A 20,844-nucleotide genomic window follows, 5' to 3' on the forward strand; every position below is an offset into this window, starting at 1 on the left:
AGCCGCATGTGGACGTATGAAAAGAAATTACAATATCCAGTAAAAGTCTCTGAATGTAATCCGAGATTGGCAAAATTTCTAATTGAACAGTACGGCGGCGCAGATGGTGAACTGTCAGCAGCTCTTAGATACCTAAATCAAAGATATTCCATTCCCGATAAAGTTATTGGTTTGTTGACGGATATAGGGACTGAAGAATTTGCTCATTTAGAAATGATTGCGGCAATGGTTTACAAGCTTACGAAAGATGCTACTCCTGAACAGCTAAAAGAAGCAGGATTAGGAGCTCACTATGCTAACCATGATAAAGCTTTGTTTTACCACAACGCTGCAGGCGCCCCATGGACGGCGACTTACATTCAGGCAAAAGGTGACCCTATTGCCGACTTATATGAAGACATCGCTGCAGAAGAAAAAGCAAGGGCGACCTATCAATGGATCATAAATATGTCAGATGACCCTTGCTTAAATGACAGTCTTAAGTTCTTAAGAGAAAGAGAAATTGTACATTCCCAGCGTTTTCGGGAGGCTGTTGAAATACTTAAACAGGAACAAAACAAAAAACAATTTTACTAAACAAATCAAGCTCCCCATAGCCGGGAGCTATTATTATATTACTTAATAGAAATTTCTTCTATGTATGAAGCCGGGTCTTCCGTTATTAAGTCATGATCCAACAGACCGCTCCAATAAGGATGAGTGAAGACCACTAATATGATGAGGATAAATAAACCAAGTAAAAAGTTAAACCAAATGAAACTTAGTTTCTGCCTGTAGGCGGCTTTCTTATTACGGTGGACTGACACTCGAGAAGGCAGGTTTAGGACATCTTTCTCTTCGGGATTCTTTTTTGTTTCCTGAGATCGGCCCTCATTCATATCTTAACCTCCTGTAACGCTTCGAAATCCAAACCCCTAATATAAAATCAATGAGAAAATGAGCAGTAATAGTTACTAATAAATTGCTTGTGATCTCAAACATATAACCGAGAAAATAACTTACAAACAGAACTGAAATGAATAAAACAATCTTTCTTAAATACCTGAAATGAATAATAGCAAATAATGTGCTTGCTGCCAAATAACCAAACGACGTTTGAATGATTCCTCTAAATAGAACTTCTTCACAAATTGCGATAAGCAGCGTTAACAAAAAAATATGAAGAATTGTCTGATGTTGAAAAACCTTTTGATTAATTCCACCGTCATCATAAAAACGCTCAGGGAGGACAGTCATTAACAAAAAATCGATGGAAAGTATAACAACAGCCGGGAAGACACCGAACCAAATGATATCAGGAGATAAACTAACTAATGAAACCCAGGTTGAAATAGTTGGATTAAACAGGAACACACTTGCTGCAACTGCTGTAACGAGTAACAATAGTTGAGTTATAATTAAGTGTTTTGTAATTTCTTTTGTTGACATTTGATTGATGAGTTCTTGCTGAGTCATTTTATCCATTTATGGACTCCTGAAGAAATACAGCGTCCAGCCTGTCTTTCCATGAGCTGAAGTTCTCTGAATCATTACAGCTGTCCTTTTGAATATCTAAGTCATCTATAGAGAAACCACAATAATCACAACATTCAACCACCGGCTTTGCAGTTCCTTTTTGAAATGGCATATATAAACGATCTCTTCTACAGCCTTTATGAAGCACCCAGTCAAGCATTTGCTTATATTTCTGATTTTTATATTTCCACCTTTTATTTAACCTTTTTACTATTTCTGGTCGAAAAGCTTCCAGCTTATCCTCCTGTCTCACTTCCCCATTTATTATTATTTGAACATGCTCCAAATGAAATTTTAAAAAATTCCACTGCGATTCCGATAAATTCATTTTTTCAAGCATTTCTTCGTCAGAAGGTAACTTTGAATTTTGACTAAGCCAGGAAAAAACGCGCCTTACGTCTTCCTCCCTGGGAACTTCTTTTTCCAACAACAATTGAGGAAGAACTTGATCATTGGGAGTATGTAATACAAGACTCGCGCACGGCTGGCAGTCACGACCGGCTCTGCCAATCTCCTGTATGAACGATTCAATTTGCGCAGGGAAGTGATAATGAATCACTCTGCGAATATTGGGTTTATCCACTCCCATACCAAATGCACTTGTACAGCAAATAATATCGAGTTCATCCTTCATAAATTGCTGTTGGACAAGCAGCCGGTCCATATTCTCCATGCCTCCATGATAAAAAGCCACGCGTTGTTCTAAAGCATTGGTCAACTCTTCAGCTAATTGTTCTGCGGCTGAGCGGCTGGAAAAATAAATCATCGTAGGCGTTCTCTTTTGATGCGCAATGGAAATGATTCTTTTTGCTTTATCTTCGGGGTATAAAAACTGCTCAACGGAAAAACTCATATTCGGCTTATCCATTTGATTAATATGAGAAGTCATGTCAGGTTTGTCTAATTGCTGTTTAATATCCTTTTGGACTTCAGGAGTAGCTGTGGCACTTAAAGCAAGCACTGGTGGATTGCCCAATTCAGCTATTTTTTGACTTAATTTTAAGTAGTCTGTTCTAAATTCATGTCCCCACTGCGAAATACAATGAGCCTCGTCGACAACAAACAACTGCACGTGTAATTTTTTTAACTCCAATGTAACCCTGGGATTTTGCAGCAATTCCGGTGAAAGGTAAATTAGTCTGTACTTATCCAGCTGCTTTAATTCTTTACTGCGTTCCTTTAGATCCATAAAGCTGTTTAATGCAATAACGGCTTTAAAACCTTTCGCTTTTAATTGTTTAACTTGATCCACCATCAAAGAAATCAAAGGGGAAATGACAATAGTCACCCCTTTGTTAAGCAGAGCAGGAAGCTGAAAGCAAAGTGACTTCCCTACCCCTGTAGGTAAGATACCAAGGACGTCCCTGCCATTCATTACATCCTGAATGATCTCCTGCTGTCCGCTTCTGAAATAGGCATGTCCAAAATATTTTCTTAATTGATTAAGAAGCTCATCAGTAGCCATGTACTTTTCTCCCTTGTTTCTTACTATTGGCACGCGCTAATACCAGTCGTAGTTCAAAATAGTTAAATTGACCGTGAAGTGCCTCATACAAGCTTTTTAACTTATTAGAATTCATTGCATTTAATGTATGAATAATCTCTGTTTGGTGTTCGAGAGATACAAACGGAATAATATCAAAAGAGGGAAGAACTAAAGCAGCTTCAACCATATGATCCTGAATTGTGCTGAGCTTTAAGCGTCTCTGTTGACATATTTGCTGCAGGCTGTAGCCTTGGATAAACAATTGATAGGTTTGTTTAGCAGATTCCGTTATTAAACTTGAAATTTCTAAACCGTCCATACATAAAGAAAGACCTTTGTATGTTTCTCCTGCAGTTGTCACAGTATGAAACAAATAATAAAACGTATGACGCAAATAAAGATCTACGTTTTCTATGGAGATCTGTTGTGAAAGAGCGAGCTGTTCCCTCGTTCTCCCCGTGAAGCTGCCACCTGTTAAACGGCCTGTAAACAGTTCAGCTTCCACCTCACTTACATTATGAAGCAGCACGAGTAAATCCTGGTGCAATGAGAGCATTAAACCTTCATTGTGATGGGATTTATATATTTTTTTTACCCAGTTCTGGATCTCTGCATCGTCTTCCACAGGAATAAAAGCCAGGTCATTCATATAACTGTGTGTTAAAGTTTGGATTAGTAGTCGCAGTCTTTTTTCAAAAGTAGCAACGTGTTTATGATAAAGGAGCCCGTTAAAGAAGTGACCGTCTCTTTCTAACGATGATGCTCTTAGCATTTCACAACCTTTAGCTGAGATAACCGGCAGCTCATCCTCTTTAATCTTTATAGCATTTTCTTTCGCTAACTGCCTGACAGCATCGTTCAATCTTTCTTTTTCCAGTTCAGGATAAATTCCGAAAAAACAGTCGATCTCATATATTTTAGCGTCCTGGAGTGTTTGGGATGAGCGCTTTCCTTGCAAAAGGTGAAAAATTCCTGACACGGATCGTTCGCCATTTAACGATTGAATACACTTCAGTAAAATAGTTCTAAACATTCACAGGCCTCTTTTCCAAATGTATTGAAATGTGATGATTACCAATTTACAATAACATTAGAGTTTTGATCCTCTCTATCAGGTTAAAAATAAAGGAGGTTCTTAAAAGTTGGCTAAGTACACGATAGTTGATCAAGATACTTGTATAGCATGCGGTGCCTGTGGTGCGGCCGCTCCTGATATATTTGATTATGACGATGAAGGCCTTGCCTATGTCGTGCTTGATGATAATAAGGGGAAGGAACAAGTTCCCGATTATCTGGAGGATGATATGGAAGACGCCTTCGAAGGTTGTCCTACGGATTCTATTAAAGTGGAGGAAACCCCCTTTGACGGAGATCCTTTAAAATTTGAATAAAATTATCCCTCTTTTAAATAAGAGGGCTTTTTTATTCTCTCTTTTAATCAACGGCTGCCCGGTTTACGACCTCAAGTGGATTCCCATCTAGCGCAGAATTTAAGACCTGGCTTTCTGAAAATAGAGCGCATACGGCAACAGCCGCAGTCCACCCTGTAACCAGCCGTCCTTTTTCTATCTGGACTAAGGTTTTCTTCGAAATACCGATCATATGCGACATTTGCTCTTGAGTAAAACCTGCTTCTACACGTACAAGCTTAAGCTTTTGCGATACTAACTTTTTTAACTCGTAGCGATTCATTCCCAACTTCTCCTTCTTAACTCCTTCCCATTCTATCAAATTAATTTGTATTATTCTATGTAATCGATCCACATCCTCTTTCATATTAACTTGGTATTTCCTTAAATTAAAGAGCTGTAGACCCAGGCTGTCGCGAAGTCCTGGTCTGAGACCATCAAGCGTGAATTTGCAGGAAGTTCGGGCGTACACCCCTGATAGCAGTTTGATGAGATGCAAGAAAGAAGCTTGCAGATAACACCAGTTGGTTATCTACAAGCTGAAACTGCTGTAGTTCTTTAATTTAATACATGTCTTTTTTGGTAACGAGTAAACAACGTGCCTAACACAGGTGAGAGTAAAAAGATAAATACGGTATTTGCTATGGCATGGTTAATATCCATTGGGAGCCCCGCTGCATAGTAGCCCCAAAAAGGCTGTCCAGCAGTATACATTGTAATAGAGATCATTAAGCCAAATAATATCCCGCTTAAGAAGCCATAGCAAGCTAAGCCCCATAAAGGGATGGAAGGCCAGTACTTACCTATTAAACCGGCAACCAGACCGATGACTGACCACGATACAATCTGCCAGATGGACCAGATCCCCATACCTAAGATTACATTTGATAAAAACGTAGTTAAAAAAGCCATAAATACTGCTGCCAAAGGGCCCAGCCAAAACCCTGTCATAATTACGATTGCAGTCACAGGCTGTATATTAGGTAAATGCCCCATTGCTATTCTACCCGTTACTGCAAGGGCCGCAAGCATAGCAATAAGGGTAAGTTTATATGTTTTCATTTATATCATTCCCAGGATTGAAAATCGAAGTTAATCTCGTCCCCTTCTTCTACCTCGTATTCATTAGCTCCTACACTTGCATCTTCACCATTAATAGTATACATCCACGCTTTTTCTTCTCCATCTTCAGCACGAATTCCTTCAATACTATTGATAAAGCCTTCCTCTTCTTCTATCTCATAATTGTCTTCCATTACATCCATTAGCACCGAACCTTCTTCTACAGAATGTTCTTCAGTGGAAATCACTTCTTCCCCTTCATTCTCTGAGATTTCAACTTCAATAGTTATTTCCTGCTCTTGATCGGCCTCCTGAGATCCTTCTTCTTCCTGGCCTCCCTCTGATTGGCAGCCTGCCAGCAAAGCGGCCGCAAGCAATGAAATGAATAAGGTGTGAATTTTTTTCTTCATCGTAATCTCCCTTCCTTTTCGTATACTTCTAAAGCCCTGCGGAAATTTCAAGGAATAAATAAAACCTGTCCTTCCTAAGGAAGAACAGGTTAAAGACAAACCAAAAGGACATGTTTATTTAAAAAAGACCACTCGGCTGCCTCAAACACTCAATCCCCGAAGCTTTGAAACGTTTAATATTGGCAGGTCTACTGACTCGTGCATCCTTCTACTAAGAAACCTTCCCATAATTAAGAATTACAGTGGTTATTTCTTTTCGTCTGCACTTACAGTTGCGAGGACAGTTCCGGCCTTACACCGGATTCCCTTTTCAGCCTTAGAATCACCAAAATTATAATCTAAATTTTATGAAGTTCTTCGTTAAGATTACACGATCGACGTAAGAATATCAATCTAAAAAAAACGTTCCTGATCAGGAATAGCAACTGTAAAGGTTGTACCTTCATCTAATTTGCTGTGTACGGAAATTCTACCTTTGTGAGCTTCAACGATATTTTTAGCAATGGCAAGCCCGAGCCCTGTTCCCTTTTGAGAAGATTCTCGTTTTCTTGACTTGTCAGCTTTATAAAACCGTTCAAATATAAACGGCAGGTCCTCTTGAGGTATACCATAACCGGAATCCGAAACCTCAATGAGTAATTCACCAGATGCCTTCACAGAAAGTGATACAACTCCTTCTTCACTCGTATGCCGGATAGCATTATCTATGAGATTAGTTAAGACTTGTTCTATTCTGTCTGCATCAATGGTCATTGCTGATTGATCGATATTAATATTCGAAGTCAGCTGTACATTTTTCTCTTCTGCTAATCCCTTAAATTTACGGAGTATTTTTTCAATCAATGGCTCGATCTCTACCTCCTCTAAATGAAGCGAAATATGACCCGCTTCCATTCGGGCAAGGTCCAGCAATTCATTAACAAGTCTGCCGATTCGTAAAGACTCATCATGTATGATTTTAGCCAATTCATTTTTATCCTCGCGGGTTTCGGCTATGTCATCGACAATAGCTTCACTATATCCCTGCAGCATCGAAATAGGAGTTCTAAGTTCATGGGATACATTCGCGATAAAGTCTTTTCTCAGCTTATCCAGTCTTCTTTCATCGGTCATATCCCGGAGAACAGCTACAGCCCCTCTAACGTACTCCTGATCATAGAGAGGTGTCATGATAATAACCCAGGATCTTCCTTGAACAGTGACCTCAGTCATCTGTTCCTGTTCACTTTCAATGACCTTGTCAAAAATCTCCTTCATAGGGGAAGGAAGCTCTTTTCGAGAGGCTCCGTTATTTTTAAGCTTTTCGTTATTTTCAAAAGTCCAGGCGTCCAGGTATTGATCAGAAGGAGGATTGGAAACTAGAATGTCGCCCTGTCTATTCATTGTCAAAACTCCATCTGCCATAGACCGTAATATTCCTGACAACTGTTCTTTTTCATGGTTTAGGGCATCGATATGGAACTTCAATTGACGTCCCATACGATTAAAAGCCATTGCCAGTTCTCCGATTTCATCGTGAGTTCGAATCGGGATTTTAGTATTAAATTCGCCTTTTGTTAACTCTAGTGCTCCTTTCCGCATTTTGATCAGCGGAGAAGTAATACGAGTAGAAAGGAAAAAAGCAAATATGGTGGTTAGTATAATGGCAATTCCCGCGCCAAGAAAAATAATTTTAGTTGTTTGTTCAGACGTCTCTTCAATAGTATCAAGTGACTGATAAACAAATACAGCCCCTTCCTCATCCTTAAGAGGCGTGCCTACTACAAGTAAACCCAGCTCAGATGTTCCTAGATCTGCGACTTTCATTACTTCTTGACGATCGCTTATTACAGAAGCCAGTTCCGGATCATTCATAAACCAGTTAAAATCTAACCCTGGTAATTCACTCCCGTCCGATTCAGAGATTAATCTATTCTCTGAATCATCCGTTACTACTATTTGACTGGAAGGGTCTTTGATTAAATCGGTCATTGAAAGAATTAAGTCTTCTTCTTCGTATTCAGATACCACATCAGCTACTTTAGCAGCGTCCTGAAGTAATTCTTTTTCTGCCTCCAGGACATGATAATTTTCGAAAAACTCCAGAAGCAATATCGTCAAAATAAATAACACAAAACAAACGAGGAGAAGAATAGTGAACCAGAGCTTGCCTACAACACTTCTCCAGAACATCAGTCTCCGCTAACCTCAAATTTGTAGCCTACACCCCACACTGTAACGATCATCCCTGCTGCTTTTGATGAAACTTTACTTAATTTTTCCCGCAAGCGTTTCACATGTGTATCAACAGTACGAAGATCGCCAAAGAACTCATACTGCCATACTTCCTTGAGAAGCTGTTCCCTGTCAAAAACTTTATCCGGTGACTGGGCCATGTAATTGAGCAGCTCATATTCTTTAGGTGTTAAAGCCACTTCAGTCCCATCAGCTGTCACTCTATGCGCATCGTTATCAATGGTCATATGTGGAAAAACGAGAACGTTTCTAGCTGCTGTATCGGTTTCAAGAAATTTGGTGGAAGATGCTCTGCGCAAAAGCGCTTTCACTCGTAATACCACTTCTCTTGGACTAAAAGGTTTTACAATATAGTCATCTGTCCCTACTTCAAAACCCTGAACTCTGTTAGCTTCTTCACCTTTTGCTGTTAACATAATAACAGGCGTAGCTTTTTTCTCCCGAAGTTCCTTGCAAACCTCAACCCCGTCTTTCCCCGGCATCATAATATCAAGTAAAATCACATCATAATCTTCATTCAGTGCTTTGTTGAGGGCTTCATGACCATCTTCTGCTTCGTCAATTACATAATTCTCTCGTTCTAAATACATCTTAATCAGCCTGCGGATACGATCTTCGTCATCCACGACTAGTATTTTGGCTTCTCTATCCATTTATTAGCCCCCTAGAATAAACTTGTTCTCACTTATTATAATAAACGGCAGGCAGGATAAACAAATCCTACCTGCCTGTATGGTCTTCAAGCATAAGAGTGTAAGCCTGAAATAATTAAATTGACTGCCAGTAAATTAAACATAATAATGGCAAATCCTCCTACAGCTAACCAGGCAGATTTCGTGCCCTGCCATCCTCTTGAAAGACGTAAATGCAGATAAGCAGCATAAAAGAAAAAAGTAATTAAAGCCCATACTTCTTTCGGATCCCATCCCCAAAAACGATCCCATGCCTGCTGAGCCCAGATCATTGCAAAGATCAGCGCTCCTAATGTAAATACAGGAAAACCGATCGCCACTGCACGATAGCCGACTTCGTCAATAATTTCAGGATTTGCTTTTTTAAGTAATGGCTGCAATGCAGAACCAATTCGCTTTCTAAAAAGCAGGCGAAGTAATCCATATAGAATGAGTCCTCCGAGAAGTGACCAAATCATTGTATTAAACTTAATAGCGGCGTCTACACCCCGCATCCATTCCGGTGCTTGAATTAAAGGACTCATTACATCTGCTGTTAACAATTCCCCATTATAAGGACCTGCAATGGCAGGCATTTCATAAGTAACTTCAGCAGTCTGGCCTTCTACAGGAGCTTCGAAATTCGCCTCATAGTTAAAAGCGCTAAATGCAGAAGATATAATGATAAAGGCCAGGGTTGTCGTTACCATATAGAGAACAAACTCCAGCCAAAACGTCTGCTTTGATTTTTTTGTTTGATCAATCTGACGAATCAAAAAGATCAGCCCTGCAACAAAACTTATTGACAGAATAGCCTGTCCCAATGCAGCAGTAGTAACATGAATGTATAACCAGTGAGATTGCAGGGAAGGCACCAATGGTGAAATCTCACGAGGAAACATGCTTGCAAATGCAATAATTAATAATGCTATTGGTAAAGCAATTAAGCCTAGAATATTCAATCTATAAATGAAATACATAACGATAAAAGCAAATACGAGCATCATGCCAAAGAAAGTAGTGAATTCAAACAAGTTACTAACCGGAGCATGTCCAGCTGCTCCCCACCTTGTGAAAAAGTAGCCCAACTGTGTTAAAAAACCAATGATGGTAATCGTAATTGCTATTTTACCTGCTATTCCTGTTTTAGTGCTGCTTTTATCGCGAATCGTTCCAGCGAAAAAAAACGTAGCTAATAAGTAAATGAAGAAAGCGGCATAAAGCAGATTGCTGCTCAATGAACTTAAATCACCCATAGTCCTTTCCTCCTTATGTGCCTTTAAAGGCTAGCCTTTTAATTCCTGTTGATCGGAGGGCGGATTCACTCCTGTATCTTCGATCACTTTATCTATTTCTCGTTTAAGCGCTACCCAGTTTTTGTTGGTATGACCGGCGATCCAAACACCATTACCTTTTGGCTTAATCCAGATTCTGCGGTGATTCCAGTACATCCCCTGGATAACCCCAATCATGAAAATAGCCCCTCCAAGAGCAATAAACGGAAGAGTATAATCTTTTCTCACTGTAAGTCCGGTTACATCACGGACGTCAAAATCAACTAAACCAACTTTATAGTCATTCTCACCGGAACCGTCCACATTGGCACCAATACCAGCAAAGCTTACTTCAGGTTCAGACTCATCTGGCGGATACACGTTAAATACAAATGCGGGGTTTTTCGGATATTTAGATTTGGAGACAGGCTTACCATCGTCCATTTCATATTCAGGAAAATAAGAATCGAGCACCACCCGGTATCCATCTTCTAATTCGTACTCTGATTGAGGATCCGTTAAATCTACCGTAAATTCACCGTATGTTGTATCTTCATCATCCATATCATGTAATTTAAAAGTCATGTCTTTAAATTCATTTTGCTGATAACTAGCCTGGTAAAGGGTGAAATTATCAAATTTAATCGGATGGTTAACTCTGGCTTCAGTCTGCTTAACTTCTTCTAATTCAGGATCCGTTCCAACTACGACATCATCTGTTCTTTCATAAATTGTAGCATTGGTCTGATATGTTTTAGGAACAGGCTGACCATTTCTTTGAATAGCTTCTTGAAAGCGTTCATCATTCTCATCATAAGTTTCCAGTAAAAATTCATCATTTTTAATGTAATATTGACCATCTGTCCCATTTATAACTTTTGTTTCTCCTTCCCGCACCCAGATAAACTCATCTACGTACAATGCAGGAACAAACCTAAGTAAAGTTCCAAGTAAGAAGATAATAAGACCAATATGATTTACGTATGGCCCCCATCTTGAAAAACGGTTTTTCTCAGCTAATATACTCCCGTCTTCCTCTCTTACTTTAAAACGGTGTTTCTTTAAATTCTTCTTAATAAGTTCCAAATCTACTTCTGCATCTTCAGTTGTTCCAAAGATTCTCTGTTTTTTTAAAAACAAGTCGTGACGTTTAGGCTTTTGAGTTTTCAATGACTTATAAAGCGGAATAAATCGGTCTAAGCTTGCAATAACAATTGATATTGCGATCATAGCAAGCAATACCATATACCACCATGAAGTAAATAAATTATGAAAACCGAGCTGATAATAAATTTGTCCTGCCAGCCCATATTGATCACGATAATGAGTTGCAGCATTAGAACCCGGCGGAATGTACATCTCCTGAGGGAAAATTGTACCTACAGCAGAAGCAATTAACGTAATAACAATTAACCAGACTCCTACTTTAACAGAGGAAAAAAAGTTCCATACTTTATCAATAACCGTCCGGTTATAAGTCTGGGAACGCCGCGCACTGCCGTCATACCTCATATTGAGTAATTTTTGCCCATCATTTCCATTAAGGTGCTGGTTATCGGCTACGGGTTTACCGCACGATTCACATAACACCGTCCCCTCAGGGTTTACATGTCCGCATTCACATGTAATGTTATTCATAGTAAAACCTCACAATTTCATACGAACTTAACTCTCCGGTGTAATTTCATTAAGATAACCTTCCAGATTATCTAACGTTAAAGGTCCGACCACCTTTTCCTCAACCTCGCCTTCAGGATTTATGAATAAAGTAGATGGCAATTGTCCTACATCATACTCATCCATTACCTGACCATCTTTGTCATGTAAAATCGGAAAACTTAAACCATAGTTATCAAGAAAGCGCTGTACAACAAGATTGGTAGAATCAAGGTTTACCGCGAGTATTTCCACTCCTTGATCTTTATATTCATCGTAGAGCTCTTCCATATAAGGCATTTCCTCTTTACAAGGCTCACAATAAGTTGCCCAGAAATTAATCATGACCCCTTGTCCTTCATAGTCACTTAAGGAAACGGTTTCCTCTGTGCCGAATTTTTTTAACTTAAAGTCAGGGGGTTCCTCTCCTTTAGCTACAACACTTTTATCCTCGTTATGGTTTGAAATCAAAGCAAAAACAACGAGGCCAACCATTCCAGCCAGCATAATTGTCCTGAAAACGAGTCGTTTCTTTTTCTTTTTTAATGTGCTTTCCTTCATAGCTTTCACTCCCAGACCATTATATCATTGTTGAGCTATGGATTTTTTGAAAATTATTTAACATTTTCTTCAGCTGATTGACGGAGCTGCTTAATTTCATGAGGTTTTAAAGGACGATAATCACCAGCATTCATTCCCTGAAGAGTAATAGAGCCGTATCGTTCTCTCTTCAGCTTATCTACAGGATACCCTAACGCATCGAACATTCTACGTACCTGCCGATTTTTCCCCTCATGAAGAATAATTTGAACTATGGCAGTATTTTTCTTTGCATCCGTTGAAACTATTTTTGAATGCACTGCTTTCATATATTCTCCTTCAACAGTAACTCCTTTCTTTAAGCTTTTTAATTCTTCAATACTCGGGATCCCCTTGGTTTTAGCAATATATACTTTGTCAATTTCGTGGCTGGGGTGCATAAGTAAATTGGCGAATTCACCATCATTTGTGAGCAAAAGCACTCCCGAAGTATCATAATCCAGACGGCCAACAGGAAATATTCTTTCTTCTACCTCAGGCAGAAAATCGGTAACTACTTTCCTTCCTTTATCGTCCTTGACACTGGAAATCACGCCTCTTGGTTTATATAGTAAATAATAGACAGGTACTTCTTTAACCAGTGGTACCCCTTCGACTTCTACTTCGTCATTAGAAGTGACTTTCGTACCGAGTTCTTTTACCACTTTACCGTTTACTTTTACTTTTCCTTGTTTAATCATCTCTTCTGCTTTTCTTCGCGACGCAACTCCTGCATGAGCAATCACTTTTTGCAGACGTTCCATTTTTACCATTGGATCGTCCTCCTATTTCAAAATATCGTAAAACATCAGGAAACCACGCTAGGCAAATCCAGCGTGGCTTAATCTCTTCACTATTATACATACTTTATCACAATTTGAACAAATTATTGTTTTTTCAGCTAAATAAAATAATAACTATAATTATCGATGCTATTATACCAACTAAATCTGCTAGAAGTCCAACCTTTAAAGCGTCTCCCATTTTTCGAATTCCTACGGCTCCAAAATAAACAGTTATAATATACAGGGTAGTATCTGTACTCCCCTGCATAACAGACGCCATTTGACCAATTAATGAATCAGGTCCAAATATGCGAATCAATTCTGTTGTCATGCTTAATGCAGCTGTACCTGAAATTGGACGAATCATAGCAAGAGGAAGAATTTGTTCTGGAATTCCAAACGCTGTCATTATAGGTTTGAAAATGGTTAAAACAGCATCCATTGCTCCAGAAGCCTGAAATATAGCGATAGAAACCATCATTCCCAGGAGAAAGGGCAAAAGGCTGACAGCTAGTTGTATGCCTTCTTTACTTCCCTCTACAAAAACTTCATAAGCAGGAACCCGTTTCAATGTAGCAGTTACTAAAACAATTAAAATGATAGCCGGAATTAACCATACACTCATCATACTCGTCCCAGCCTTTGCCGCCGATAGTAAAAGTATCGATCAATTAACAACGCAGCCACTGTTGAGACTGCAGTAGCCAAAATGGTAGCCCCTATAATACTCGTAGGGTCAGCTGATTCATATTTCATCCTGATCGCAATCACTGTAGTGGGTACTATGGTTAACGAAGAAGTATTAATAGCTAACAGAGTGATCATTGAACGGCTTGCTTCATTATTACCACTCAGCCGCTTAAGCTCTTTCATAGCTTTAAGCCCCATAGGTGTGGCAGCATTCCCTAAACCAAATATATTTGCCGTCATATTCGATAAGATATAGCCGATGGCTGGATCATTCTGAGGGATATCCGGAAAAATCTTTCTAACCAATGGTTTAAATAACTTTGCCAGCCCTCTTAACAACCCTGCTTCTTCTGCAATTTTCATTAGCCCTAACCAGAAGACAAGCACTCCGAGCAGGCTGAGGGCTATCATCACACTTTCTTCTACAGCGTCGAAAATCGCTTTGTTAACCTCGTCCATTGTCCCATTGATTCCAGCATACAGAATTCCGCTGACTGCAAGTAACACCCATATTAAGTTGACCATGGGCCCACCCCCGCCATCCGCTTTAAGAAAGATAAACTGCTTGTGAACCAGGGTTGAGAAGGTCTCTTGTCTAAGACGAAAGATTCTGCGACCCGTTCGTTATTTAAATGATAAGTTCGAACTCCTTCATAGGAAGGATCAGTTTTATTTGGTTCAAAACTTGCTGTAATATTCTTTTTTTCACTTTCTCTCAGCGGAAATATAATATCCTTTGGAAAATAATAAAGCTGTCCGTGAGCTTCTCTGTACCCCTCCTCCTGCAGTCTATAAGTCTCAAAATTATCAAATCCCCACTCATACATGCGTTCGTGATCATTCCAATCACTAGGGGCGTTTAACGTTACAGCTACTAATTCCATCCCGTCCTTTTCTGCACTTGAAACTAATGTCCTCCCCGCTCTTTTCGTAAACCCTGTTTTTCCTCCAGTAGTGTGATCATATAACATTGTCAGTAATTTATTTTTATTCTGCCAAGAATATGTACGATTCTCGGATTTGTAAGATGAACTGCCCGTTACTTCTCTAAACGTATCGTTTTTCATCGAGTAAGCCATGAGCAAAGCTAAGTCATACGCGCTTGATACGTGGTTTTCACCATCCAGCCCATGGGGGTTCTCAAAGTTGGAGGACTCCATCCCTAACCATGCAGCTTTTTCATTCATTAAATAAGTAAACCCTTCTAGGCTGCCGCCTACGTGCTCAGCAATAGCTACGGCGGAATCGTTTCCTGAACGGAGCATTAGTCCATATACTAAGTCCTTGAGTGGAATCTTTTCTCCCTCAGTTAAATAGATGGAGGATCCTTCAGTACGAATAGCTCTATCGCTAACTACTACTTTTTCATCCATTTTACCCGATTCAATTGCAATAATGGCGGTTAAAATTTTTGTCGTACTGGCAATTAATGAAGGTGTATAACTATCTTTCTCAAATAATACGCGCCCGGACTCAGCATCCATAAGGACAGCATGTTCTGCGGAGACAGATAAGGATGGTTCAGAATAAACAGGACCAGGTTTTATCCAGCATACGCCAGCTAATACGATAACGATCATATAGATCATCGTCTTCAAGAGCAATCTTCCTCCAATCTTCTTCACTTGCTTAACTTTATGCACAAAAGTACAAGCATATGAAAAGAACAGACTATTAGTCATGACGTCCTGCGGGATTTATGTGAAAAACTGGATACATTGACAATGCAGTTTACTAACCATAGAAAAAAGCTGCGGGCACTTCCGCAGCTTTAAACATCCTAGTAACCGTAAACTACTGAAAATAAACCAACGTAGAATCCAGTTCAACCCATCCTGTTTCATTTATATTCCGATAGAGCTTCTGGATTAAATCCAGATTCAATTCCTCAAAAACGAGTAATATTTCCTCCTTATTTAAAAAAATACTCGTTCTATGTTTATATTCCGGATACTTAATGATGCAGGCAAGAGAAATAATATGGACAATATTGTTTATAGGTAAAGAAAATCGGGATGCGACTTCTTTCTGACAACTTGCAGGGTACCTGATTTCAAGAGAATGTTCACTTCCTTTATCTTCATATATTACTACCGAACTGCAAACAGAAACATCACTTTCATTGCATTCTCCATAAACCTCAGTAATTTTCAATATTCCGATTCCTCCGCTCCATGTAGAGTTCAGCTTTCCTCATCAGAGAATTTTTCAAAAAACAAATCAGCTTCATCTTCTACGTTATCCTGTTCATTAAATTCTTCAATCGGCGGCAGTTCCTTGATCGAAGAAAGACCAAAATAAGTTAGAAAAGCAGTAGACGTTCCAAATAGAACCGGTTTGCCCACCGCTTCTTTTCTGCCTCTTTCTTCAATTAACCCCCGATTAACCAGAGTTTGTACAGCACGGTCACTCTTAACCCCTCGAAGATCATCGATTTCAATTCTAGTAATCGGCTGCCGGTATGCTATAATAGCAAGAACTTCCAGGGCTGCCTGCGAAAGTCGGGTGGAGCCTTTGGTACTTAGCAGGTTCTCATAATATGAAGCGTGCTCAGGCTTTGTCGTTAGATGCAGGGTTCCATTTGATTCCATAATTTTTATTCCCCGATCCTCCCGGGCATAATCATTATAGAGTTCTTCTAGAATCTCCTTTAACTCTCCATTTGTACAATCTATGAGTTGAGTCAATTTGTTTTTTGATAGTCCTTCATCTCCAGATGCGAACAACAAACCTTCTGTAAGGGCTTTTTTTTCAACCTTATTCATCATGTTCCTCCATCCATACAACATAAAACCTATATGCTGTGTAGTTACACGTCATGGTTGTCCAGTAAACGATAGACCATTAACTCTTCGAAATGGTTGGACTGAGTACAGACTATTTCATTACTTTTCATTAACTCTAATATCGCAATAAACGAAACAACTACGTGAGACCTTGTACGTTCTTCAAACAAATCATAAAACCTGGTCCCCCCTGTTGAAACCGTAATTTTGTTTAGAATATCTTCCATTCTTAATTGAATAGAAACTTCATCACGTTTTATTTTGGTTTCATTTGCGGGTTTTTGTTTATTAGATCTAAGTAATTGCTGCACGGCAGCGACCATTTCAAATACAGACGCTTCCCCGGCTTTAACTTCAGGTTCTTCCTGAGTTTCTTCATGGATCATCTGCGGGCGTGTATAAATACGGTTCTCTTCTAATTCTTTATTTTTTAAATCTTCGGCTGCTTTTTTATATTTTTTATATTCAACAAGCCTGCTGATTAACTCTTCCCTGGGGTCTTCTTCTTGTTCTTCAAATTCATCATCAAGAGAGGGAGCAGGGAGCAGCATTTGACTTTTAATTGCTACTAAGGTTGCAGCCATTACAAGATACTCACTTGCAATGTTTAATTCCAACTCCTGCATGGTGTGAATGTAATTCATGTATTGCTCTGTTATAGTAGAAACGGGAATATCATATATATCAATTTCATAGCGGTTAATTAAATGTAGCAGAAGATCCAAAGGACCTTCAAATTGTTCAAGTTTAACTTGATAACGATCTGTCATAGCATTCTTCCCTTTTTTATTTTACTAGTTTGCTTACTGCAATCATCGTACCAGAAATTAATCCACCCGTTAATATTATATTATGAAGGGAGATCTGTTAAATGTATCCTTATCCTTATATTGAGTTTCTAGCTCATTTTCATGGCACACGTGATTATTTTGAATGTCACGAAGTACTCGAAGACCACTGGAAAGAAGTAGCACCGGGTCAGAGAAACTCGGTATGGGTGCTGCTTATTCAATTGGCCGTCACTCTCTATCACCATAGAAGAGGGAACTGGAAAGGGGCAGAAATTCTTATTAATAAGACGATAGAGAAACTGCCGGCTAATCGGGAACATTTGTCCTCCCTAGGGATAAACGTAAACGATTTTCAGGAGTTGTTACTATTAGAAAAGGATACGATAGAGAAAAGGAACACTTATCAAAGCCTGTCTATTCCTATCTATGATCCAGCGTTAAAAGAGGAAGTGGTTTCATTATGTAACAAATGGGAGGTGTCCTATGGTCTTCCCAGTGATTTAAACGATGAACGATTGATTCATCGTCATCAAAGAAAATTTAGAACATAAAAAGAAGACGCCCTCCTTTAGGCGTCTTCTATTATACCTTTGAAGATGAATTTTCCACATCACATTTTTCAAAAAAAGCTTCCGTCGCTTCATCAGGTTTTACTTGATAATTCTTCTCAAATTGCTCCTGTGCAGCGATTACCATTTTCTTTCCTATTCCTAAATTGCGATGAGAAGGGTTTACGGACACGTGCTGAATATATGCCGTTCCTTCTTCCGTCCGCACTCCTACAGTCCCAAGAATGTCTTCCTCTTTCCAAAGAAAAAGGTGCCAATCCGGGTTCTGTTCATACTCTTGTATAATACCCTGAAGCTTGCGGACTTCTTTGCATTCAGGCATAAAAGAAAGAAGCCCCATTGCAATTTTTTCAAATGATTTTTTAAATCGTATTAGCATAATAACCCCTCGTATTGCTCATTAAATTTTTTGAAGCCAGAAATACGCTAGCGATTACATGACGAGTTTGAACCAATAATAGATACCCCATGATAAGCTTAATGTTAATAATAGTGTAAAAAGGATCCAGTTTTTCTTTTTCATTGTTATCTCCCATACTTCAAGTCACTTCTACGCAAAAGGATACTTTAAAACTATTTAATATTCAACCCGCCTGGCGAGTAAATTTTCAAAAATTAAATAGCCGTCTGATTTGCGCCTTCCTATCCGAAATGGGAGGAGGTTGCTGATGGCAAGATACAGGTTAAACAACAAAAACAGGTCCATCCATCCTGCCCTCTCACTATTAGTATAAATAAGCAGGGTGCACACGACAGCATTTGCTGCAGGTCCTCCCATGCTGATTAGAACTTTTTGAAATCGGGTAAAACCCGGATTCTTAATATTTGCGGAATGCCCTCCCCAGAAATATAAGCTACCTATAATTATGTGCAATTTCTGGAATTTAATACGTATTATAGAACTTCCGGCTCCTATGGTCAATACCGAATATTCCGCTCTACAAAGGGCTCCTCCGAGTATATGGCCAAGCTCATGAATCACTAGACCGATTGGGGCAATTACGAATAGCAGTAAAAGTAATAATCCAATCATATTGATTGAGCGTAATTAGTCTTCTACTCTAACACGCTGCATTACGTCTCCCGGGCGTACCCGATCGACTGTATCTACACCTTCAATCACCTTCCCAAAAACCGTATGTCTGCCATCGAGGTGAGGCTGGGGAGAGTGGCAGATAAAGAATTGGCTGCCGCCTGTATCTTTTCCGGCATGGGCCATGGATAAAGTGCCACGTTCATGCTTGTGCGGATTTCCTTCAGTTTCACATTTAATTGTGTATCCAGGTCCGCCAGTACCATTTCCATTCGGGTCTCCGCCCTGAATGACGAAATCCGGAATAACGCGGTGAAATGTTAATCCATCGTAAAATTCACTGTTCGCCAGCTTTTCGAAGTTTTCTACGGTATTCGGTGCTGCATCATTATAAAGCTCAATTTTCAATTCTTCTCCATTTTCAAATTTAATCGTTGCTTGTTTCATAGTTTAATTCCTCCTGGTTAGTATAAGATAAGTCCAGTCTTGTTATTTCTTCGAAGTTTTCTCTCCGTACTACAAGCTGGTGCTTTCCATTTTCTACAAAAACCACTGCTGCTTTACCGAAACGGTTATAATTGTTGGCCATTGAATACCCGTAGGCTCCAGTGCTGAACACAGCCATTAAGTCATGAGGCTCCACAGCAGGCAGTTTCACATCCCATAATAGCATATCTCCCGATTCGCAGCACTTACCAGCAATAGCATATTCCTTTTCAGCCGGTTCGTGCATTTTGTTTGCTAATACTGCGTTATACTTTGCTTGATACAATGCCGGCCGGATATTGTCGGTCATACCTCCATCTACGGAAGCGTAAGTTCTCACGCCGGGAATTTCTTTAATCGACCCCATGGTATATAAAGTTACGCCAGCATCGCCTACAATTGCTCTTCCAGGCTCAATCCATATTTCCGGCATAGGGTAATTTAATTTTTCAGACTGGAGCTTAACTTCATCTATTAGAGCTAATGCATATTGATCAAGATCGAGCGGATCATCATCATCAGTGTACTGTATACCGAACCCTCCCCCTAAATTTAACACCTCTGCATTAAAGGAGAAGCGTTCCCGCCATTCTTTCATCGTTTCAAATAACTTCTGTGTGGCTAATGTAAATCCACTCGTCTCAAAGATTTGTGAACCGATATGACAATGAAGACCCTTTATTTTTACATGGTCGTTGGCTTGTAAAAGTTCAAATGCCTTTTCTGCCTGCCCGCTGGATAAATCAAAACCAAATTTAGAGTCCTCCTGCCCTGTCAGTATATAATCATGAGTGTGGGCTTCAATCCCTGGGGTTACACGTAAGAGAACGTCTACAGACTTTTGTTTGTCCTCCAACACATCAGTTAGCAGAGCAATTTCGTAAAAATTATCTACGACAATGCAGCCTATATTGTTATCAACCGCCATTTCAAGTTCGGTAAAACTTTTATTATTACCGTGCATATGAATTTTCTCAGCTGGAAAACCTGCTTTCAAAGCTGTATGAAGTTCGCCTTCAGACACAACATCTAAACTTAGTCCTTCCTGGTTTGCAACTTCCAGCATAGCAATGGAAGAAAACGCTTTACTCGCATATGCTACCTGAGCCGGAATGTTATGGTTTTTAAATGTCTGTACGAACGCTCTTGCGTTATGTCGAATTCTTTCCACGTCGTACACATAAACAGGAGTTCCGTACGTTTCCGCAATTTCAGCTGCAGGAATCCCCCCGATCAGCAGTTGTCCTTGTCTATTGATATTGTGCCTCATACTGCTCCGCCTTTCTATCTAAATGTTAAGTATTCTCAAGATGCCTCAGTCGTATCCGTAATCCAAAAAGAAAATGCCCCTTTTAACCAAAGGAACATTTAAAATTATATTTAATTTATCATAAGTTGTACTAACGG

The 20,844-nt window shown here is 39.5% G+C and carries 26 protein-coding genes and 1 riboswitch; of the genes, 3 read left to right on the forward strand and 23 right to left on the reverse strand.

The features are described 5' to 3' along the window. The first annotated feature begins 6 nt into the window (after window positions 1-6). A complete protein-coding gene (locus C1A12_RS12035) occupies window positions 7-576 on the forward strand; it encodes a manganese catalase family protein (RefSeq protein WP_101844116.1) in 570 nt (189 codons plus the stop codon). Window positions 577-614: 38 nt separating this feature from the next. Here the strand turns inward: C1A12_RS12035 and C1A12_RS12040 are convergent, their stop codons facing one another. From C1A12_RS12040 to C1A12_RS12055, 4 genes are read right to left on the reverse strand one after another with little or no spacing between them, the layout of a single operon-like run. Beyond that, complete coding sequence (locus C1A12_RS12040) at window positions 615-878, reverse strand: hypothetical protein (protein WP_101844117.1); 264 nt, start codon at window positions 876-878, stop codon at window positions 615-617. Further along, window positions 871-1,464, reverse strand: a complete 594-nt coding sequence (locus tag C1A12_RS12045) for a CPBP family intramembrane glutamic endopeptidase (protein WP_101844118.1) — start codon at window positions 1,462-1,464, stop codon at window positions 871-873. The genes C1A12_RS12040 and C1A12_RS12045 overlap by 8 nt, the downstream gene beginning before the upstream one ends. Then, complete coding sequence (locus C1A12_RS12050) at window positions 1,457-2,980, reverse strand: ATP-dependent DNA helicase RecQ (protein WP_101844119.1); 1,524 nt, start codon at window positions 2,978-2,980, stop codon at window positions 1,457-1,459. Before C1A12_RS12050 ends, C1A12_RS12045 begins: the two co-directional genes overlap by 8 nt. Further along, entirely contained in the window at window positions 2,970-4,034 is a 1,065-nt protein-coding gene (locus C1A12_RS12055; RefSeq protein WP_101844120.1) for a helix-turn-helix domain-containing protein, read from the reverse strand. The genes C1A12_RS12050 and C1A12_RS12055 overlap by 11 nt, the downstream gene beginning before the upstream one ends. A 109-nt stretch (window positions 4,035-4,143) precedes the next feature. Between C1A12_RS12055 and C1A12_RS12060 the strand changes: the two genes are divergently transcribed. After that, a complete protein-coding gene (locus C1A12_RS12060; protein WP_101844121.1) occupies window positions 4,144-4,392 on the forward strand; it encodes a ferredoxin in 249 nt (82 codons plus the stop codon). 43 nt (window positions 4,393-4,435) lie between these two features. Here the strand turns inward: C1A12_RS12060 and C1A12_RS12065 are convergent, their stop codons facing one another. The 15 genes from C1A12_RS12065 to C1A12_RS12135 all read right to left on the reverse strand — a co-directional run bounded on the left by C1A12_RS12065 (window position 4,436) and on the right by C1A12_RS12135 (window position 17,328). Continuing rightward, the gene (locus C1A12_RS12065) at window positions 4,436-4,693 is read right to left on the reverse strand and encodes a helix-turn-helix transcriptional regulator (protein ID WP_101844891.1); all 258 of its coding nucleotides are present in this window, start codon (window positions 4,691-4,693) and stop codon (window positions 4,436-4,438) included. A 275-nt stretch (window positions 4,694-4,968) separates the two neighbouring features. Then, window positions 4,969-5,472, reverse strand: coding sequence for an ECF transporter S component (locus C1A12_RS12070; RefSeq protein WP_101844122.1), 504 nt, complete (start codon window positions 5,470-5,472; stop codon window positions 4,969-4,971). Window positions 5,473-5,477: 5 nt separating this feature from the next. Further along, complete coding sequence (locus C1A12_RS12075; RefSeq protein WP_101844123.1) at window positions 5,478-5,882, reverse strand: DUF4430 domain-containing protein; 405 nt, start codon at window positions 5,880-5,882, stop codon at window positions 5,478-5,480. 163 nt (window positions 5,883-6,045) lie between these two features. Continuing rightward, window positions 6,046-6,227: riboswitch (cobalamin riboswitch) on the reverse strand. A 48-nt stretch (window positions 6,228-6,275) separates the two neighbouring features. Beyond that, window positions 6,276-8,054 (reverse strand): ATP-binding protein, encoded by a 1,779-nt coding sequence (locus C1A12_RS12080; RefSeq protein ID WP_200816588.1) that lies wholly within the window; start codon window positions 8,052-8,054, stop codon window positions 6,276-6,278. Further along, a complete protein-coding gene (locus tag C1A12_RS12085) occupies window positions 8,054-8,770 on the reverse strand; it encodes a response regulator transcription factor (RefSeq protein WP_101844125.1) in 717 nt (238 codons plus the stop codon). The genes C1A12_RS12080 and C1A12_RS12085 overlap by 1 nt, the downstream gene beginning before the upstream one ends. An 86-nt stretch (window positions 8,771-8,856) precedes the next feature. Then, on the reverse strand, window positions 8,857-10,044 hold the full coding sequence (gene ccsB / locus C1A12_RS12090; RefSeq protein ID WP_101844126.1) for a c-type cytochrome biogenesis protein CcsB: 1,188 nt from the start codon (window positions 10,042-10,044) through the stop codon (window positions 8,857-8,859). Between the two features lie 30 nt (window positions 10,045-10,074). Continuing rightward, a complete protein-coding gene (locus C1A12_RS12095) occupies window positions 10,075-11,700 on the reverse strand; it encodes a cytochrome c biogenesis protein ResB (protein WP_101844127.1) in 1,626 nt (541 codons plus the stop codon). Between the two features lie 27 nt (window positions 11,701-11,727). Continuing rightward, a complete protein-coding gene (gene resA / locus C1A12_RS12100; protein WP_101844128.1) occupies window positions 11,728-12,279 on the reverse strand; it encodes a thiol-disulfide oxidoreductase ResA in 552 nt (183 codons plus the stop codon). Between the two features lie 53 nt (window positions 12,280-12,332). Further along, a complete protein-coding gene (locus C1A12_RS12105) occupies window positions 12,333-13,061 on the reverse strand; it encodes a pseudouridine synthase (RefSeq protein WP_101844893.1) in 729 nt (242 codons plus the stop codon). Window positions 13,062-13,194: 133 nt separating this feature from the next. Next, a complete protein-coding gene (locus C1A12_RS12110) occupies window positions 13,195-13,710 on the reverse strand; it encodes a spore maturation protein (protein WP_101844129.1) in 516 nt (171 codons plus the stop codon). Further along, entirely contained in the window at window positions 13,707-14,297 is a 591-nt protein-coding gene (locus C1A12_RS12115; RefSeq protein ID WP_101844130.1) for a nucleoside recognition domain-containing protein, read from the reverse strand. Before C1A12_RS12115 ends, C1A12_RS12110 begins: the two co-directional genes overlap by 4 nt. Beyond that, window positions 14,285-15,361: a D-alanyl-D-alanine carboxypeptidase family protein gene (locus tag C1A12_RS12120; protein WP_235001614.1), complete on the reverse strand. Its 1,077-nt coding sequence runs from the start codon at window positions 15,359-15,361 to the stop codon at window positions 14,285-14,287. The genes C1A12_RS12115 and C1A12_RS12120 overlap by 13 nt, the downstream gene beginning before the upstream one ends. A 205-nt stretch (window positions 15,362-15,566) precedes the next feature. After that, entirely contained in the window at window positions 15,567-15,926 is a 360-nt protein-coding gene (locus C1A12_RS12125; protein WP_101844131.1) for a hypothetical protein, read from the reverse strand. A 29-nt stretch (window positions 15,927-15,955) separates the two neighbouring features. After that, window positions 15,956-16,537, reverse strand: coding sequence for an SMC-Scp complex subunit ScpB (gene scpB, locus C1A12_RS12130; RefSeq protein WP_101844132.1), 582 nt, complete (start codon window positions 16,535-16,537; stop codon window positions 15,956-15,958). A 44-nt stretch (window positions 16,538-16,581) separates the two neighbouring features. Next, window positions 16,582-17,328 carry a segregation/condensation protein A gene (locus C1A12_RS12135; RefSeq protein WP_101844133.1) on the reverse strand — a complete coding sequence of 249 codons (747 nt, stop codon included), beginning with the start codon at window positions 17,326-17,328 and terminating at the stop codon, window positions 16,582-16,584. Between the two features lie 101 nt (window positions 17,329-17,429). On the opposite strand from C1A12_RS12135, the gene C1A12_RS12140 reads away from it, so the two are divergent. Further along, window positions 17,430-17,900, forward strand: a complete 471-nt coding sequence (locus C1A12_RS12140) for a DUF309 domain-containing protein (protein WP_101844134.1) — start codon at window positions 17,430-17,432, stop codon at window positions 17,898-17,900. A gap of 31 nt (window positions 17,901-17,931) precedes the next feature. On the opposite strand, the gene C1A12_RS12145 is transcribed toward C1A12_RS12140, so the two are convergent. From C1A12_RS12145 to lysA, 4 genes are all read right to left on the reverse strand, one after another. Then, window positions 17,932-18,297 (reverse strand): GNAT family N-acetyltransferase, encoded by a 366-nt coding sequence (locus tag C1A12_RS12145; protein ID WP_101844135.1) that lies wholly within the window; start codon window positions 18,295-18,297, stop codon window positions 17,932-17,934. Window positions 18,298-18,495: 198 nt separating this feature from the next. Then, window positions 18,496-18,951, reverse strand: coding sequence for a site-2 protease family protein (locus tag C1A12_RS21680; protein ID WP_101844136.1), 456 nt, complete (start codon window positions 18,949-18,951; stop codon window positions 18,496-18,498). A 15-nt stretch (window positions 18,952-18,966) separates the two neighbouring features. Further along, window positions 18,967-19,398 (reverse strand): peptidylprolyl isomerase, encoded by a 432-nt coding sequence (locus C1A12_RS12155; protein WP_101844137.1) that lies wholly within the window; start codon window positions 19,396-19,398, stop codon window positions 18,967-18,969. Beyond that, the gene (gene lysA / locus C1A12_RS12160) at window positions 19,379-20,707 is read right to left on the reverse strand and encodes a diaminopimelate decarboxylase (protein ID WP_101844138.1); all 1,329 of its coding nucleotides are present in this window, start codon (window positions 20,705-20,707) and stop codon (window positions 19,379-19,381) included. Before lysA ends, C1A12_RS12155 begins: the two co-directional genes overlap by 20 nt. Window positions 20,708-20,844: the final 137 nt, after the last annotated feature.

The organism is Halobacillus sp. Marseille-P3879, assembly GCF_900240285.1.
Classification (GTDB): Bacteria; Bacillota; Bacilli; order Bacillales; family Halobacillaceae; genus Halobacillus_A.